This is a genomic window from Leisingera sp. McT4-56 (genome assembly GCF_020514995.1).
Lineage (GTDB): Bacteria > Pseudomonadota > Alphaproteobacteria > Rhodobacterales > Rhodobacteraceae > Leisingera > Leisingera aquaemixtae_A.
On sequence record NZ_JAJALF010000022.1, the window covers coordinates 1 to 16,466 of the forward strand.

At 63.0% G+C, this 16,466-nt stretch carries 16 protein-coding genes and 1 tRNA gene; 9 read left to right on the forward strand and 8 right to left on the reverse strand.

Going from position 1 to position 16,466, the window contains the following annotated elements:
* Nucleotides 1–6 precede the first annotated feature (6 nt).
* The 9 genes from LHL23_RS19125 to LHL23_RS19165 all read left to right on the forward strand — a co-directional run bounded on the left by LHL23_RS19125 (nt 7) and on the right by LHL23_RS19165 (nt 7,240).
* Nucleotides 7–93 (forward strand) — tRNA-Leu (locus tag LHL23_RS19125).
* Between the two features lie 262 nt (nt 94–355).
* Nucleotides 356–2,254 carry a M10 family metallopeptidase C-terminal domain-containing protein gene (locus LHL23_RS19130; RefSeq protein WP_226431122.1) on the forward strand — a complete coding sequence of 633 codons (1,899 nt, stop codon included), beginning with the start codon at nt 356–358 and terminating at the stop codon, nt 2,252–2,254.
* Between the two features lie 165 nt (nt 2,255–2,419).
* Nucleotides 2,420–3,034, forward strand: a complete 615-nt coding sequence (locus tag LHL23_RS19135) for a ribonuclease D (protein ID WP_226431123.1) — start codon at nt 2,420–2,422, stop codon at nt 3,032–3,034.
* Nucleotides 3,031–3,999: a KpsF/GutQ family sugar-phosphate isomerase gene (locus LHL23_RS19140; RefSeq protein ID WP_222476621.1), complete on the forward strand. Its 969-nt coding sequence runs from the start codon at nt 3,031–3,033 to the stop codon at nt 3,997–3,999. The genes LHL23_RS19135 and LHL23_RS19140 overlap by 4 nt, the downstream gene beginning before the upstream one ends.
* A gap of 22 nt (nt 4,000–4,021) precedes the next feature.
* Nucleotides 4,022–4,621: an LPS export ABC transporter periplasmic protein LptC gene (gene lptC / locus LHL23_RS19145; RefSeq protein ID WP_222476623.1), complete on the forward strand. Its 600-nt coding sequence runs from the start codon at nt 4,022–4,024 to the stop codon at nt 4,619–4,621.
* A 3-nt stretch (nt 4,622–4,624) separates the two neighbouring features.
* On the forward strand, nt 4,625–5,137 hold the full coding sequence (locus tag LHL23_RS19150; protein ID WP_226431124.1) for an LptA/OstA family protein: 513 nt from the start codon (nt 4,625–4,627) through the stop codon (nt 5,135–5,137).
* Entirely contained in the window at nt 5,137–5,895 is a 759-nt protein-coding gene (gene lptB / locus LHL23_RS19155) for an LPS export ABC transporter ATP-binding protein (protein WP_222476625.1), read from the forward strand. Before LHL23_RS19150 ends, lptB begins: the two co-directional genes overlap by 1 nt.
* A 270-nt stretch (nt 5,896–6,165) precedes the next feature.
* Nucleotides 6,166–6,723 (forward strand): ribosome hibernation-promoting factor, HPF/YfiA family, encoded by a 558-nt coding sequence (gene hpf / locus LHL23_RS19160; RefSeq protein WP_222476627.1) that lies wholly within the window; start codon nt 6,166–6,168, stop codon nt 6,721–6,723.
* A gap of 52 nt (nt 6,724–6,775) precedes the next feature.
* The gene (locus LHL23_RS19165; protein WP_222476628.1) at nt 6,776–7,240 is read left to right on the forward strand and encodes a PTS sugar transporter subunit IIA; all 465 of its coding nucleotides are present in this window, start codon (nt 6,776–6,778) and stop codon (nt 7,238–7,240) included.
* Nucleotides 7,241–7,402: 162 nt separating this feature from the next.
* Here LHL23_RS19165 and LHL23_RS19170 read toward each other — a convergent pair whose 3' ends face one another.
* The 8 genes from LHL23_RS19170 to cysQ all read right to left on the reverse strand — a co-directional run bounded on the left by LHL23_RS19170 (nt 7,403) and on the right by cysQ (nt 16,459).
* Nucleotides 7,403–8,839 (reverse strand): sulfotransferase family 2 domain-containing protein, encoded by a 1,437-nt coding sequence (locus LHL23_RS19170; protein WP_226431125.1) that lies wholly within the window; start codon nt 8,837–8,839, stop codon nt 7,403–7,405.
* A gap of 6 nt (nt 8,840–8,845) precedes the next feature.
* Nucleotides 8,846–10,546, reverse strand: coding sequence for a beta-1,6-N-acetylglucosaminyltransferase (locus LHL23_RS19175; RefSeq protein ID WP_226431126.1), 1,701 nt, complete (start codon nt 10,544–10,546; stop codon nt 8,846–8,848).
* Nucleotides 10,543–11,529, reverse strand: coding sequence for a glycosyltransferase family 2 protein (locus LHL23_RS19180; RefSeq protein ID WP_222476633.1), 987 nt, complete (start codon nt 11,527–11,529; stop codon nt 10,543–10,545). The genes LHL23_RS19175 and LHL23_RS19180 overlap by 4 nt, the downstream gene beginning before the upstream one ends.
* Nucleotides 11,530–11,712: 183 nt before the next feature.
* Entirely contained in the window at nt 11,713–12,753 is a 1,041-nt protein-coding gene (locus LHL23_RS19185) for a glycosyltransferase family 2 protein (RefSeq protein ID WP_226431127.1), read from the reverse strand.
* Between the two features lie 2 nt (nt 12,754–12,755).
* The gene (gene galE, locus LHL23_RS19190) at nt 12,756–13,739 is read right to left on the reverse strand and encodes a UDP-glucose 4-epimerase GalE (protein ID WP_226431128.1); all 984 of its coding nucleotides are present in this window, start codon (nt 13,737–13,739) and stop codon (nt 12,756–12,758) included.
* Nucleotides 13,740–13,786: 47 nt separating this feature from the next.
* Nucleotides 13,787–14,680: a UTP--glucose-1-phosphate uridylyltransferase GalU gene (gene galU, locus LHL23_RS19195; RefSeq protein ID WP_222476640.1), complete on the reverse strand. Its 894-nt coding sequence runs from the start codon at nt 14,678–14,680 to the stop codon at nt 13,787–13,789.
* 181 nt (nt 14,681–14,861) lie between these two features.
* Nucleotides 14,862–15,662 carry a 3-deoxy-manno-octulosonate cytidylyltransferase gene (locus tag LHL23_RS19200; protein WP_226431129.1) on the reverse strand — a complete coding sequence of 267 codons (801 nt, stop codon included), beginning with the start codon at nt 15,660–15,662 and terminating at the stop codon, nt 14,862–14,864.
* Entirely contained in the window at nt 15,662–16,459 is a 798-nt protein-coding gene (gene cysQ, locus LHL23_RS19205) for a 3'(2'),5'-bisphosphate nucleotidase CysQ (protein ID WP_222476643.1), read from the reverse strand. Before cysQ ends, LHL23_RS19200 begins: the two co-directional genes overlap by 1 nt.
* Nucleotides 16,460–16,466: the final 7 nt, after the last annotated feature.

Here is a 16,466-nt window from a genome sequence, read left to right on the forward strand (position 1 = left end):
ACACCTGCCCAGGTGGCGGAATTGGTAGACGCGCTAGCTTCAGGTGCTAGTGTCCGTATGGACGTGGAGGTTCGAGTCCTCTCCTGGGCACCATTCCCCTTCAGCAACATACTGTTTCTGTTTGCGAGCCAACAAGCGCAAGCATCTGTTTTCCTTTGATTCCTGCTCTGTTTGCAATCGGTTCACGCAACGTTTTTGCCGCACTCCCGACGAAGCCTTAGCAACCGGGCTTTCAGCAACTCGTTAAAAATGATTTAAGCGCACTGATTGCAGGTGGGGAATTACCGCCACCAAGAGTTGATTCAATAGTTTTACGGTTTTCAACACGCGACGAAGGCCAACAGGAAGATTTTTCATGTGTTTAGATTGCATTGAACGTGCCGCGTCCGAAGGTCAGGACAATGTTAGCTCTGCCAGGGTTGTCGAAATCTCGGACGCAGGCCATGGAACCTGGACCTCATACCGCATGTCCCCCGGCGACACGTTCCATGGCACGCTTTCCAGCGGCGGCGACCGGGACTGGGTTGCCATCACACTGACAGAAGGTGAAACCTACGAAATTGAACTGAGCGGTGCGGCCAGCGGCGGCGGCACGTTGAGCGACCCCTACCTGCGGCTTTACAATGGCCAGGGCAGCCTGATCCGCAGCGATGATGACAGCGGGCCAGGTTATGATTCCGCTATTACCTTTACTGCGACCGCCACCGGCACTTACTACATTGGCGCGGGCTCATATTCAGACAATTACTCTGGCAGCTACACGATCTCTACTGGTCTGGATGAACCGGCTCCGCATGGGTCTCTGAATGACCTGGCAGGCTATCTGACAGACGGTTACTGGGAGGACAGCAACCGAAGCCGTAGAAGCTTCGACACGTCGGAAAGCAATGTAATTACCGTAAACCTGACCGGGCTGACCGCTGAGGGCCGGCAACTCGCACGCTGGGCCTTGGAGGCCTGGGAGATGGTTGCCGGCATCGAGTTTTCCGAAATCACCGGAAGCGCGGACATCACATTCACCGACGACGGATCCTACGCTACCGCATACTCGACTTCTGAGGTGACGAACGGCGTGATCACCTCATCTATAGTGAACGTCTCGCTTCCCTGGCTGACCGAATTTGGCACCAGCATCGACAGCTACTCCCTCCAGACCTACATTCACGAGGTTGGCCATGCGCTGGGACTGGGACACCAGGGCGACTACAACGGCACCGCGACTTACGGGTCCAGCGAGGAATTCAGCAACGACAGCTGGCAGCTGTCAATCATGTCCTATTTCAGCCAGACAGAAAACACCAGCGTGGACGCCAGCTACGCCAGCCTGCTGACACCGATGATGGCAGACATCCTTGCAATACAGGAACTTTACGGCGCACCCGGCAGCGGCAGTGCAACAGCGGGCGACACAGTTTGGGGACCCAGTTCCAGCCTGCGTGGCGTTCTTGGCGACCTGTTCGGCAACCGGTCCAATTACGAAGGCGAGCCCGTTGCCTTCACCATCTACGATCAGAGCGGCACAGACACGCTGGACCTCAGCAGCATCGACACAGCCAGCCGCGTCGACTTGCGCCAGGGGCATTTTTCGGATGCGGGCGGATTGATTGGCAATATCGGGATTGCGCGCGGCACCGTCGTTGAGAACCTCATCACCGGCGCCGGGAATGACACTGTGACCGGCAATAGCGCCGCCAATGACATCCGTACTCAGGCGGGTGATGATACTGTCCGGGCGATGGGCGGCAGCGACCGGCTGGACGGCGGCGATGGCAATGACCAACTGTTTGGAAACACCGGCAACGATCATCTGAGCGGCGGCGCAGGCCGCGACCGGCTGGTGGGCGGCGGCGGCAATGACAGGCTGTTCGGCGGCGGCCAGATCGACCGGCTGAACGGCGGCAACGCGAATGACCGGCTGTACGGCGGCGCCGGACGCGACCGGCTGGACGGCGGCAGCGGCCGCGACCTGCTGAACGGCGGAGCAGGCGATGACATCCTGACCGGCGGCGCCGGAAACGATGTCTTTGTGTTTGGCGGCAGCCATGGCCACGACCGGATCCTGGATTTCACCGCCGGCCAAAGCGCGGACCGCATCAATTTCTCCCGGCTGTCCGGGTTCGACGGCTTCGGCGACGTTCTGGCAGACGCCGTTGAGACCGCTGACGGCGTCCGGATTTCAACCGGCGCAAACAGCTCGGTCCTTCTCGAAGATGTGCAGCTGAGCAGCCTTTCCGCAGACGACTTCATCTTCTGACCAGTGCCAAAAGCACCGCCCTGCAAAGGACTTGTTCGCAGGGCGGCGCTCTTCAGCATTTCTTAGCAGCATTTCCCTTTTTATGGCGCAGTTGAGTTTGCGGAGCAAAGTGCCTATTTCGTCTGCAGCACAGCCCGGCGCGGTGAACATCAAAAGGGAATTCCAGTGGCCAATTACCTGTACAAGAACGACCTGCCCGATGGGCTGGACCTCGGTCCCGTTGTTGCCATCGACTGCGAGACCATGGGGCTGAACCCGCACCGCGACCGGCTCTGCGTGATCCAGATGTCCGGCGGCGACGGCAACGCCCATATCGTGCAGGTGGAAAAGGGCCAGACCGCTGCCCCCAACCTGTGCCGCATGCTGGAAGATGCCAATGTGCTGAAACTGTTTCACTTCGGCCGCTTCGACATTGCCGCGATGCACCACGCTTTCGGTGCCCTCGCGGCGCCGGTCTATTGCACCAAGATCGCCAGCCGCCTGGTGCGCACCTATACCGACCGCCACGGCCTCAAGAACCTGACCCAGGAGCTTCTGGGCATCGACATCTCCAAGCAGCAGCAAATGAGCGACTGGGGCGCCGAAGAACTGACCGAGGCGCAGCTCGACTACGCGGCTTCGGACGTGTTGCACCTGCACAAGCTGCGCGACGCCCTGGACAAGCGCCTGGCCCGTGAAGGCCGCACCGAAATGGCCCATGCCTGTTTCGATTTCCTCCCAACGCGCGCCAAGCTGGACCTGGCTGGCTGGCCCGAAACTGACATCTTTGCCCACTCATGACCGATACCGAAAAATTCCTTGTCACCGCGCGTCAGGTGATCGCCGATGAGGCCAAGGCGCTGGACGCCCTTGCCGAAGGGCTGGACGAGCGCTTTGCCGAAGCAGTGCAGCTGATCCTGCAGGCCAAGGGCCGCATCATCGTCAGCGGCATCGGCAAGTCCGGCCATATCGGCCACAAGATCGCAGCGACCCTGGCTTCCACCGGCACGCCGGCCTATTTCGTGCACCCGGCCGAAGCCAGTCATGGCGACCTCGGCATGCTGTCAGACGGCGACGTGGTGCTGGCGATCTCCAACTCCGGCGAGGCGCCTGAGCTGGCCAACCTGCTGGCCTTCACCCGCCGCTTCGCGATTCCGCTGATCGGCCTGTCCAGCAAGATGGACAGCACCCTGATGAAACAGGCTGACGTGCACCTGCAGATCCCATCGATGGGCGAGGCCTGCGGCTTTGGCATGGTGCCCTCGATCTCCACCACGCTGACGCTGGCGATGGGCGACGCATTGGCGATTGCGCTGATGAAGCACCGCGATTTCCGCCCGGAAAACTTCCGCGACTTCCACCCGGGCGGCAAGCTCGGCGCGCAGCTCAGCAAGGTGCGCGACCTGATGCACGCGGATGATGCGCTGCCGCTGGTCTCCGAGACCACCCCGATGGCCGACGCCCTGATCGAAATCAGCCAGAAAGGCTTCGGTGTTGCTGGTGTCGCCGCCGCCGATGGCTCGCTGGCGGGCATCATCACCGACGGCGACCTGCGCCGCCACATGGACGGGCTGCTGGGCAAGACCGCGGCTGAGGTGATGACCACGGCCCCCGCCACCATCGCCCCCGGCGCCATGGCGCAAGAGGCCGTTGCGGTGATGAACCAGCGCAAGATCACCTGCCTGTTCGTCGTCGACCCGGAAAACGGCCGCAAGGCCGAGGGCCTGTTGCACATCCATGACTGCCTGCGCGCGGGCTTGGGCTGACACGGAGGCCGGGAAGCAGAGCATGGACAGCCATTCCAGAGCCGTCGCCTACCTCAAGGTGCTGCTGCCGCTGGCAGCCCTGGTCCTGCTGTCGACCCTGTTCATGATCTCGCGCGGGGTGAACACGGATGCCGTGATCCCCTTTGCCCAGAAGGAGATCGAGGACCGGATGAAAGGCCAGCAGGTCACCGCTCCGTTCTTCTCAGGCACCACCATGCGGGGCGACGAGATCATGGTCACCGCCGCGCTGGCCCGTCCCGGCCGGACCGGCTCCGCCCCGGTTGCCAGCGACCTTTCCGCGGAATTCAAGCTGGCCGATGGCGGCCGGATCACCCTGGTTTCCGAAACCGGCGCCATTCAGCCGGACCAGGACCTCGCCCGTTTCACCGGCAATGTGGTCATCACGTCGGCCGATGGCCTGGTGGTCGAAACCGAGGCACTGGACACCGCGCTCAGCGGGCTGGAGGCCGTCAGCCCCGGTCCGGTCCGGGCCACCGGCGCTATTGGCGACCTGACCGCAGGCAACATGCAGATCAGGACAAAAACCCAGGGCGGCCCGGTCCATATGGTGTTCAAAAACGGGGTAAAACTGCTATATGACCCCCAGAAACCGGAAAGATAGCCTGTGTCTTATTTGCGTGCATTTATTCTTTGTCTGCCTCTCGCCGTATTTCCCGGCCTCGCAGCGGCGCAAACCGCTTCTGTGGCCTTCGGCACTGTCGAAGCCGACCCCACCTTGCCGGTTGAAGTGACCGCCGACAATCTGGCCGTCAATCAGGCCGACGGCTCCGCAGAATTCACCGGCAACGTCCTGATTGTGCAGGGCATCATGCGGCTGTCCGCCGACAACGTGCTGGTCATCTACAAGACCGCCAGCGAAGGCGGCGGCAAGGCCGGCATCGAACGGCTGGAGGCCACCGGCAACGTGGTGCTTGTCAGCGGCCCCGACGCCGCTGAATCCCGTTACGCCGAATACACCATCGACAAGGGCACGATCGTGATGACCGGCGACGTTCTGCTGACCCAGGAAACCGGCACCCTGGCCTCGAACCGGCTGGAGGTGAACCTGACGTCCGGCACCGCCAAGATGGACGGCCGGGTCAAGACCATCCTCAACCCGAACGGCGGTAGCAACTGATGGCGAAACCCAAACTCACCGTCACCGAAGGCTCCTCCGGGCTGCGCATCGAGCGGCTGCGGAAGTCCTACCGCAAGAAGGTGGTGATCCGGGATGTTTCGATGTCCCTGAACCGCGGCGAGGTGGTGGCGCTGCTGGGCCCCAACGGCTCCGGCAAGACCACCAGTTTCTATGCCATCGCGGGTCTGGTCTTTCCCGAGGCCGGCACCGTCAGCATCGACGGCCAGAACGTCACCGGCCTGCCGATGTACCGCCGGGCGCGTATGGGCATCGGCTACCTGCCGCAGGAGATGTCGATCTTCCGCGGCCTGTCGGTTGAGGACAACATCTCCGCGGTGCTGGATATCTCGCAAAAGCACGAGCACAAGCGCCGCGAGCGGCTGGAGGAACTGCTGTCCGATTTCTCCATCGAACACCTGCGCCGCGCGCCGGCGCTTGCCCTGTCGGGCGGTGAACGGCGCCGGGTGGAAATCGCCCGCTGCCTGGCCGCAGACCCCAAGTACCTGCTGCTCGACGAACCCTTTGCCGGCGTCGACCCGATCTCGGTCGGCGACATCCGCCACCTGGTGGCCGACCTCAAGAAACGCGGCATCGGGGTGCTGATCACCGACCACAATGTGCGCGAAACGCTGGAGATCGTCGACCGTGCCTATATCCTGCATGACGGCCAGGTGCTGATGTCCGGCAGCCCCGAGGAAGTGGTGGAGAACGAGAACGTCCGCAGGGTCTACCTGGGTGACAATTTCCGCATTTCCTGACCCCTTTTGCCACCGCTTTCCGGGCGCGAAAACCCGCTGCAAACCCGGCCTCTTTTTTCGCGTTATCCATTGACTCTCCCGCTATCTTGCCGTCGAATTGGCCCATGGCATACGCGCAGTCCGATGCAGTCCGAATAACAGCCTTGGCGACAAGGCCCGGACGGATGCAACCGGACGGCTGGCCTGCCCCCCGGATCCGGACCTGACGTGACACTGCCAAGGATTGCCTTGGCAGCGGGCCCGGCCGCAATAATTTGTGAAGGAGATCACATGCGTTACAAAATCAGCGGCAAACAGATCGACATCGGCGAAGCTCTGCAGGTTCATGTGCAGAACGAGCTGGGTTCGGCCGTTCAAAAATACGCCGAACGGCCAACCGACGCGACTGTGGTCTTTTCCCGTTCGGCGCATGAGTATGTGTGTGAAGCCACCGTCCATCTGTCGACCGGGCTGAGCGCGCAGGCAAAAGCCCACGAAACCGAAATCTACGCCGCCTTCGACGCCTGCTGCGAGAAAATGGAAAAGCAGCTGCGCCGCTACAAGCGCCGGCTGAAGGATCACCACAAGGACCGCAGCGAACCGGTTGAACATCTGGGCGCCAATTCGTATATCCTCGCCTCTGAGGAAGCGGATTCCGAACCGGACTCCCTGCAGCCCATCATCGTCGCCGAAATGGAGACCCGCATCCCCTCCCTGTCCGTCGGGGAAGCGGTGATGCAGATGGAGCTGGCAGGCGCCCCGGTTCTGGTCTTCCGCAATGAAGGCAAAGACGGGTTGAACGTGGTCTACCGCCGTGAAGACGGCAACATCGGCTGGATCGATCCGTAAACACACCCAAGGCATCGGCGCCCCGCAGGGGCGCCGGAACGGAGCAGACAACATGCAGATTTCCAGCATCCTCAAGCCAGAGGCCGTCCGGGTTATCGGAGCGGTCTCCAGCAAGAAGCGCTTGTTCCAGGAAATCGCGGATGTCGCTCAGGTCGCTTACGGGCTGGACGCCCAAGGCACTGTCGAGGCTTTGCTGGACCGCGAAAGCCTCGGCCCCACCGGGGTCGGCCATGGCGTCGCCCTGCCGCATGCCCGGCTCGATACCATCAGCGAGGTCTGCGGCACTTTCCTGATCCTGGAAAAACCGCTGGATTTCGGTGCAGTGGACCGCCAGCCGGTGGACATCGCCTTTGCCCTGTTCGCGCCCGAGGACGCCGGGGTTGAACACCTGAAGGCACTGGCACTGGTGTCGCGCACCCTTCGCGAACAGAGCTTCTGCACCAAGCTGCGCGCCAACCACGATCCGGCTACGCTTTATACCATCCTGACCGAAGGCCAGTCCGTCCAGGCCGCCTGACACCCAAGCCGATCACTCCCGGCTGTTGCCGCCGCTCCCGCCTTTCTTCGCCTCGCGGACGAGAAAGCTGCTGCCGTCAGGCCAGGCCCACGGCGCACGGCCTGCAAACTTGCGCATAGCGGCTCTTATTGAAACGCGCCGCGCCGCTGCGGGCCAGCAGGATTACTCCTGCCGCCAGGCGCCAAAGCCGAAGGCCAGGTAATCGCGCTGGTAAACCGAGGCGATCAGCGCCTCAAGGTCCGCATCATAGATGTCCGCCAGCGCAATTGGCTCGTCAGGGCCCGCTTCCGGCACCGCCCCCGGCTCCATCCGCCCCAGCTTGCGGGCCAGCGCGGGCAGATCCTCGCCCATTTCATTTTCACGGATCAGCAGGTCCGGAGAGCCAAGTTCGGCAAACCCGGCCAGCGCCTGGCTCTGGGTCGCCCATTCCGCATCCAGCCGGACAGAGGTCTGCCCCGCCAGGCTGGCCTGCACGAACTCCAGAAACCCTGCAAAGGCTTCGCGGTGCTGGGCGCGCGAATAACCGGCGCCAGGGCCTTCTTCGGGAATGGGCAGCTTGAACTGCCGCCGCAGCGTATTGCGGATCTGCCGGTAACTGCCTTCACCCGCATTCAGGATCCGGCGGCAGAACACTGCATGCGCCCGCACCGCCGGGTGGCGCAGCACGGTAAAGCTGCGAAAGCCCTTGTTGCCGCGCTTCCACTGGCGCAGCTGCTTCTGGTTCATGCCCTGTATCAGCCCCTCAGGCGCCACATGGTCCAGCGCGGCCATCCACTGCACCACCCCGGCCTCCGGCCCGCCCTTCAGCGGCAGGTACAGCAGCGGCGTCGCCACCCCGGCCACATATCCCGGCACTGCCGGGCCGCGGCGCGGCTCAAAATTCGGGGTCCGGGTCAGGTTGAACCGGTCCATGCCGGCCAGCGCCGCCTGCATCTCATCAGGATTGGCCACCTTGGCCAGCACCGGCGCCGGGTTCTGCCGCTTGAGGCTTTCGTCCAGCGCCTCCAGCTGCTGCGAGCCCCCCAGCCAGCGGGCCAGCCCGTTCATCACCTCAAGACTTTGCAGATCCTCGTAGGCCACGTAGAACGCCGTCTGCCCCAGCGCCTGCAGCCGGTTCAGCAGGGTGACCTGGAAATCCTGCAGCGCCCCTACATGGACAGCGAATTCCGCCGCGTCGAACTGCGCCTTGGCCTCCTTGCGGCGCTTCACATTGGTCAGCTTCCACTGGCCGGTTTGCCGGGCGATCTTCCAGGACACATAGCTGTCCAGCGGGTTGCGGGTCAGGATGATCTTGGCGCAGCGCGGATCCTCCAGCATCAGGTCCAGCACCCGCGGGTCATGGTCATGGAAATAGCGGAAGCCCCCCAGCTTGCCGGGATCTGCCTTGACCGCCTCGATCAGCCGCGCCGGGTCCGCTTCCCGCATCGCCTGGGTCACGCCCAGGATTTCCGTGCTGTTCGGATAGCCGATGAAATGCGGGTTGAAGGCCTCTCCATGGCAGGCGAGCCCGTCAAAGGCATTCAGGTTGGTCTCCAGAAAATTGGAGCCGGTCCGCATTTCAGCGAAGACAACAAAGTAGTCAAAGGAAGCAGTAGGCATCAGGGTTTATCGCACCAGATAGGGTTTGCGCTGCGGCTTGGCAGGGCTGGCAGGGCTATGCTCCACCGGGAAATCCCCCATCAGATAGGGATGCATGCCCTGGTTCTTCAGATTCTGCAGGAACTGCCCGAAGCCTTCAAGATCGGTCATCCTGGGCGCTTCGCTCAGGTGCCGCACGGCCAGCGGGCCGATTTCGTCGATAATGGTCTGCAAGGGCTCCATCGGCGCCTCGACAAACTCCGCCATGGTCCAGATCCGCACCCGCGCCTTGGTCCATTGCGAGCGCAGGATCTGCAGCTGCTCGGCCTCCCGCTGCTGCAGCCTGGCCGCCTCCTGGCGCAGCTCGGCAAAGCTGCCGCTGGATTTGAACAGCGGGATTGCCCAGGCGCCGCTGATGACTGAGATCTGCGCGTTGGAATCCCGCGCCATCAGCCAGTTCACCGCCTGGTTGGCGCGCGGCCCGTACTGAAAGCACTGCCGCTCGCCGCGGGTGTTCCAGATCAGGCTGGTCAGGAAACTTTCCGGATTGTAGTCGCGCATGCCGGCACTGGCGTTGAGACAGCCGTTGATCAGGCTCTGCCCTTCAGAGAACGCCGCGCCCTCCGGCGCAAAGAGATGGCCATGCACCCTGGCCCCTGTTGTCCTGCCCAGCCAAGTCTCGAAATCCTCGAACAGCTCGGTAAAGCCCTGGAACACCGAATAAGGGTTGGAGGTGACACCGTTCTCCGAGCCGTGGCCGGGAAAGCGGCTTTGCATGTAAAGGCCCGCCCGGCCGCGGGTGCGCCGCTCAACCGCCTTGGCAAAGATCCGGTCGATCTTGCCGGGGTTCGGCTCGGTCCGTTTCATCGCCCCGGCGGGATCGGTCAGGAACGCCTGATAGAGCCGCTCCGCATGCGGCCAGATCTTGCGCGCGACAAAGCAATCAGACCGGCGCAGCAGCTGCAGGTGGTCGTCGTAGAAGATATGCGGCTTGCCCTGGAAGTCGAACTTGCTGAGCGTCAGCGATCGGCTTTCGATGTTGCTGGAATACTGCCGCGCCAGGGTCTGGAAGTAGCTTTCGTCCGGGATCCAGACCTTGCGGAAATAGGCGTCATAGACCGGGCGCTCCGGGTCCTCCAGAATCGCCGACAGGGTCTTGCGGGTCAGGCACCACCACTGGCTGCCCATGTGCGGCACCAGCCCGGGCGGGATCCGCCGCTTGATCCGCAGCTTGCGCTGCAGGTCCACATAGCGGTCGAACAGGTAGCGGCGCTTTTTCCACGAGAACGGGAACCGCAAAGTGAACCGTTCATGGCTGAGGCCGCCGACAATCCAGGGCACATCCGCGGTGGTTGCGCTTTCGATGAAATCGGTGTCCGGCCGCGCGGCCAGGTAATCCGCCAGTTCCTGCACCGGCCTGAGCGGCAGGCAGGAGCCCGAGGCCAGGTAGACGTGGCGCACATCCGGAAACTCCGCCAGCATCACTTCCGCCGCCGATTGCGAGGCGGCAACGATGCCCCAGGTGCCCCATTCGCAGCGGTGGCGGGCGGAAAACCGCACCAGCGGGTTGCCGTCCAGCGACTGGCGGAAGCGGTCAAAGGCGTCGCGCCGGACCTTGCGGTCCACATGCAGCACCACAGGGCAGCCGCTGGCGGTCCAGTGGCGCACCACCTGCGCCGCCCGCTCCAGCGCCGTGTGCACCAGCATGACTACCCCGACCGTGCTCATGCCCAGTTCCCTTTGGACATCAGCCCCAGGATCTCCAGCTGGCGCCAGTTAATGTATTTCTCGCTCCACTTGCACCACAGCTCCGGCTGCTCCGCCAGCTTGCCGGCATAGGCCCTGTACTCGACCGAGCCGCCGTAATGCTGGCCGCGCTGCAGCTCCTCCTCGGCCTTGGCCGTGAAGGTGTCCAGGAACTTGGTGTGCAGCAGCGCGCCGCTCGCCTTTTCGCCGCCATTGGTTTCATAGACTTGGTTCAGCCCGCGCGGCAGCAGCGCATGGGTGGAGCTGGCATAGGCGTAGCGCCGGTGCCATTTGACCAGCGGGATCTTGTTCAGCGCCGGCGCTTTCCGGGGCTGGTCGGCAAAGAACACCCGCGCCCGCGGCCCGCCCTGGATCCACAGGTTGCCGTATTCCGGATTGCGGCTGATGGTGTAATTGCCGCTGTCGAACCAATGGGCGATTTCCAGCGGGTTCTGCCCGGCCTGGTAAGGCACCTCGCCGACCCGGCCCTTGGGATAGACGTCCAGAAGCATCGCCGAGAAGCTGCGGATTGCCGAATTGTCCAGCCAGTCGGTCAGCGCCCGGATCGGCCGGGTGTCGCAGAACGGGTAGATGAAAAATTCATCCGGATCGACCACCAGCACCCAGTGCCCGTGCGCGTATTTGCGCTTCAGGTAGTTCATCCAGTCGATGCCGTACCCGGCGCGCTTGTAGCTGGCAGCGGTGTGCCACAGCGAGACATCCTCCATTCCGCTCAGGTAGGCGGCGGTGCCATCGGTTGAGCCATTGTCCACGAACAGGAAATGATTGATGCCCATGCTGCGGTAGTACTGCAGGAAATAGGGCAGCCGGATCTGCTCATTGCGCATGGTGCAGACCAGCAGGATGTCATCCGGCCGGATTGCCCCGGTATGGTCCTGCACGGGTGTCAGCTCACCGGATTTGCGCACGGCGCGGACAAGACGCCGTTTGCGCCGCAACCGCATCCGGTAAGAATCCCAAAGCCCCACGTCTACTCCAAACCATTTTCCAAGGAGCGCGCCTGCCTGCCTTAATCCCCCGGCCGGCGGCAAGTTTCCGCGCAATATGTCACGCACGCAGTGTATTAACAATGGATTTAGAAACAGTTACGAGGGCGAACGGCGCGGCTGCAACACCCGGCCCTAAGGCTACTGCCAGCTGCCCCGGGTCATCAGGCCCAACTGCTCCAGCTGACGCCAATCTTCGTATCGCACTGACCCCGGATACCAAAGATCCGGGCCAGCCATGATCCCGTCGTAATAGGCATCATAGCGTTCGGCATGAGTGAAATGCTGGCGGCGCTGTTTTTCCTCGGCCGACTTGCGGATGATTTCATCTAGGAACTTGCTGTGCAGCAGCACACCGGAGGGCAAGTTCAGCCGGGCATCAAACACCGAGTTCAGATGCCGGGGCAGCAGGGTATGGGTAGAGCTCACATAGGCAAACCGCCGGTTCCAGCGCACCAAAGGGATCTTGTGCAAATGGGGGGCAAAATCCGGGTTGTCCAAGAAAAACAGTCTCTTGCGCGGCCCACCCCGGATCGAAATCTGACCGTAGCGCTCCAGGTACTCCCAGGTGTACCCTTCCGCGTCGAACCAGTTCAGGGTCTCGAACGGATCGCCGCCAGGCGTGCAGGAATGGCTGCCTAGCCACCCCTTCGGGTACATGTCGAGCATCATCGCGCCAAAGGCGGCGACTCCATGCCGGTCCAGCCAGGCTGTCAGATCCCGCAGGCTGCGGCTGTCCGCATACGGGTAAGTCAGGATTTCATCGGCATCCGCCGTCAGGCACCAGCGCCCATGGCCGTGGCGGATCTGCAGCCAGGTCAGCCAATCGACCCCGAACCGCGACTCCCGGTAACTTGCCCGGGTCTGCCACAGTGACACATCCGGTTGCTGCGCCAGGTATTCGGTGCTGCCGTCGGTGCTGCCATTGTCGACAATCAGGAACTGCGACACGCCAGCGCTGCGGTAGTGCTCCAGGTAGAACGGCAGCCGCGTCATCTCGTTGCGCATGGTTGCAAAACAGAGAAGGGGATCCTCCGGGATATTCCGGGTGCGGTCGGCCACTTTCTGCATCTGTCGGCGGGCGCGCAGCGCACGCCACAGCATCCGCCGCCGCTTCCACCGCATCCTGTAGGCCCCGGTCAGGCCCAGAGGAGGCAGGTCAGGGGCGGCAGGTCTTGCCATTGTCAGGCCTCGTAGCGGCCAGTCTTGTGCCATTTCCAGGCGTCGGCGATCATGGATTCCAGCGTGGACCGGCGCGGCTCCCAGCCCAGCTCAGTGACAGCGCGGGTAGACCCCGACACCAGCTTGGTGCAATCGCCCGCGCGGCGCGGGCCGATATTGCAAGGCACGGCCTTCCCGGTGACAGCCTCAGCCTTGTTCATCACCTCGCACACAGAGAAGCCGCTGCCGGTGCCCAGGTTGAACACCCGGCTTCCTTTGCCGTCCTCCAGCCATTTCAGGCCCAGAACATGGGCATCCACCAGGTCGCAGACATGCACATAGTCGCGGATGCAGGTGCCGTCCGGCGTGTCGTAATCGGTGCCGAAGATGGTCAGTGCGTCGCGCTTTCCGGCAATCGCATCCAGCACCAGCGGCACCAGATGGGTCTCGGGGCGGTGGAATTCGCCCACCTCCGCCTCAGGATCAGCGCCCGCCACGTTAAAATAGCGGAAGATCACCGACCGCAGCCCGTGCGCGGCACCGAAATCCTTGAGGATGTCCTCCACCGCGCGCTTAGAGGCGCCATAGGCATTCAGCGGCAGCTGCGGCGTGTTTTCATCCAGCACCACGTTGTCGTGCTCGCCGTAGGTGGCACAGGTCGAGGAGAACACGAAGTCCAGGCAGCCCGCGGCCACCGCGGCCTCGACCAGGTTCAGCGACCCGCCGGTGTTGTTGGCCCAGTAAAGCCCTGGCTCGTTCATCGCGTCACCAACCTGGCTGAGCGCCGCAAAATGCATCACCGCGGCCGGCTGGTATCTGGCAAACAACTCATCCAGCCGCGCCCGGTCGTTCAGGTCGCCTTTCTCGAACGGGCCGAATTTGACCGCATCCTGCCAGCCGGTCACCAGGTTGTCATAGGTCACGGGCGTATAGCCCGCCGCCTTCAGCGCCTTGCAAGCGTGCGAGCCGATATATCCGGCACCGCCGGTCACGAGGATATTGGTCACTGTCTCTGCCCCATGCTGGGCCGCCCTGCAACGGGCGGCCACAGTGGTTATTGCGCGGCCTTGCCGACCTGCGCGATCTCGGTGATGTAGCTCATCAGGTCGTCCCGCAGCTCATCCCGCGCCAGCGCAAAGGCCACGGTCGCCTGCAGGAAGCCGGCCTTGGATCCGCAATCGAACCGCTGGCCGTTGAAACGGTATCCGTAAACCGGCACGTCCTGGGCAATATCCTCGGCAATTGCATCGGTCAGCTGGATCTCGCCGCCTGCACCCTGCTTCATCTTGTTGAGGTTCTTCAGAACCGAGGGCGCCAGGATATAGCGGCCGATCACCGCCAGGTTCGACGGCGCGTCCTCCATCTTGGGCTTCTCCACCATGCCGTTGGCAGCAACCACCTGGCCCATGTCCTCTTTCACATCAAGCACGCCGTAAGACGAAGTCTTCTCCCGCGGGACTTCCATCGCCGCAACCATGTTGCCGCCGGTTTCCTCATAGGCCTCGACCATCTGCTTCAGGCAGGGCGTTTCCGCCGCGATCACGTCATCCGGAAGAATCACGGCAAAGGGCTCATTGGCAATCAGGCGGCGGGCGCACCAGACCGCATGGCCCAGGCCCAGCGCCTTGTGCTGGCGGATATAGGCAATCGCGCCGGATTCCATATCCGTGCTCTTCAGGATCTCCAGCAGATCGTCCTTGCCCTTCTTGCGCAGCTCCTGCTCCAGAACCGGCGAGTGGTCAAAGTAATCCTCCAGCGCGCCTTTGCCGCGGGAGGTTACAAAGATGAACTCCTTGATCCCGGCAGCGCGCGCCTCGTCGATGGCATATTGCACCAGCGGCCGGTCGACCAGGGTCATGATTTCCTTGGGAACCGATTTGGTTGCCGGCAGGAACCGGGTTCCCAAGCCTGCAACCGGAAAAATCGCTTTGGTTACTTTTTTACGCATGTCGTTCTCTCTGCACTCAAATTCCCGGGGCGGCGGTTGATGCCCGTTTTTGCCGCGGGGCGCAGGCGCATCTCACGCCCGGCGGTCTCCAGCAAAAGCTGCTGCGGCTGTCTGCTGCCGCCCGGCAGCACCAATACGCAACTTACGCGTGCGCATGTCTGACTTCATTACCATACTCCAGTCACTCGTGCCCCATTTTCTTCATCATGGCCTCCAGGCGCGGCACATCTTCCGGGTTGTTCAGCTCCCAGAATTCGCGCCCGCGCGCGTCAACCTCAACACACAGCACCTTGCGCCCGTTTTCCAGAAACCGCAGCTGCTCCAGCCCTTCGAGCCGTTCCAGCGGCCCTGTATCCCAGCCAGAATACGCTGCCAAGGCATCCGGACGGTAGGCATAGACTCCGACATGATGAAAGACCGGCGTGTTTTCGCCATCCCCGTATACCTGTCCGCAATAAGGCACCACCTCCTTGGAGAAGTAGAGCGCACTGTGGTCCGCGGCAAATACCGCGGTGGTGCCGCCGACCCGGCCGGCCTTGCGGTCCGCCAGCAGGCTGTTCAGCGTCTCGCCGTTGCAGCACAGCACCGGTGTTGCCAGCCCCATGCCGGGAGCCGCCCGCAGCCCTGCGACCAGATCCTCGACAAACCAATGCGGGGTCAGCGGCGCGTCGCCCTGAAGGTTCACCACGATCTCATAGCCGCCGCCCAGCGCGGCATGCGCCTCGGCGCAGCGCTCGGTGCCATTGGCGCAAGACTCCGAGGTCATCACCACTTCGGCGCCGAACGCCTCCGCCGCCTCCCTGATCCGGTCGTCATCCGTCGCCACAACCACCCGGTCCACACCCTGCACCGAACAGGCCGCCCGCCAGGAGCGTTCGACCAGCGAGCGTTTCTCGCCAGTAGCCCCTGTCAACGGCACCAGCGGCTTGCCGGGATAGCGGGTGGAGGCATAGCGGGCGGGGATGACGATCAGAACGGACATCAGGCTTCCTTCAGTTCCACGGCCGGGGCATAGGCAATAAAGAACGGGTTCGCATAGCCCTCTTTACCGTAGGCGAGCGGGGTGTGATCGTCAAAACGCACCACCTTGCCGCCCGCACCCGCCAGCACCGCATGGCCTGCGGCAGTGTCCCACTCCATGGTGCGGCCGACGCGCGGGTAGATGTCCGCCTCGCCGGTGGCCACCAGGCAGAACTTCAGCGAGGAGCCGGCGCTCTTGCTGTCCTTCACATTGTACTTGCCGATGTAGTCATCGGTGGCCTGATCGCGGTGCGACTTCGACGCCACCACCATCAGCGCGGAATTGTCGCTGTCCGCAACCCGGATCGCGCGGGTTTCGCCGATGGTCTCCGGATCAAAGGCGCCGGTCTCCTCGACCGCGCTGCCATCGGCCAGGGTAAAGAACATCCGCTGCCGCGCAGGCGCATAAACCACGCCGCGGGTCGGCACGCCCTTCTCCACCAGCGCGATATTGACGGTGAAATCGCCGCGGCGGTGGATGAATTCCTTGGTGCCGTCCAGCGGATCGACGATCAGGAAGGTGTCGCCGCGCTCCTTGTGCGACGCAGCTTGCTCCTCGGTGACCAGCATCATGTCCGGAAACGCCGCCCGCAGCCCTGCCGAGATCAGCGCATCCGCCGCCTCATCCGCTTCGGTTACCGGGCTGTCGTCGGATTTCACCTTCACGTCGAAATCGTCGGAGTTGTAGATTTCCATGATCTTCGCACCGGCCTCAATGGCCAGGCGGCGGATCACGGGCACCAGGTCGTCATAGGTCACACGCATC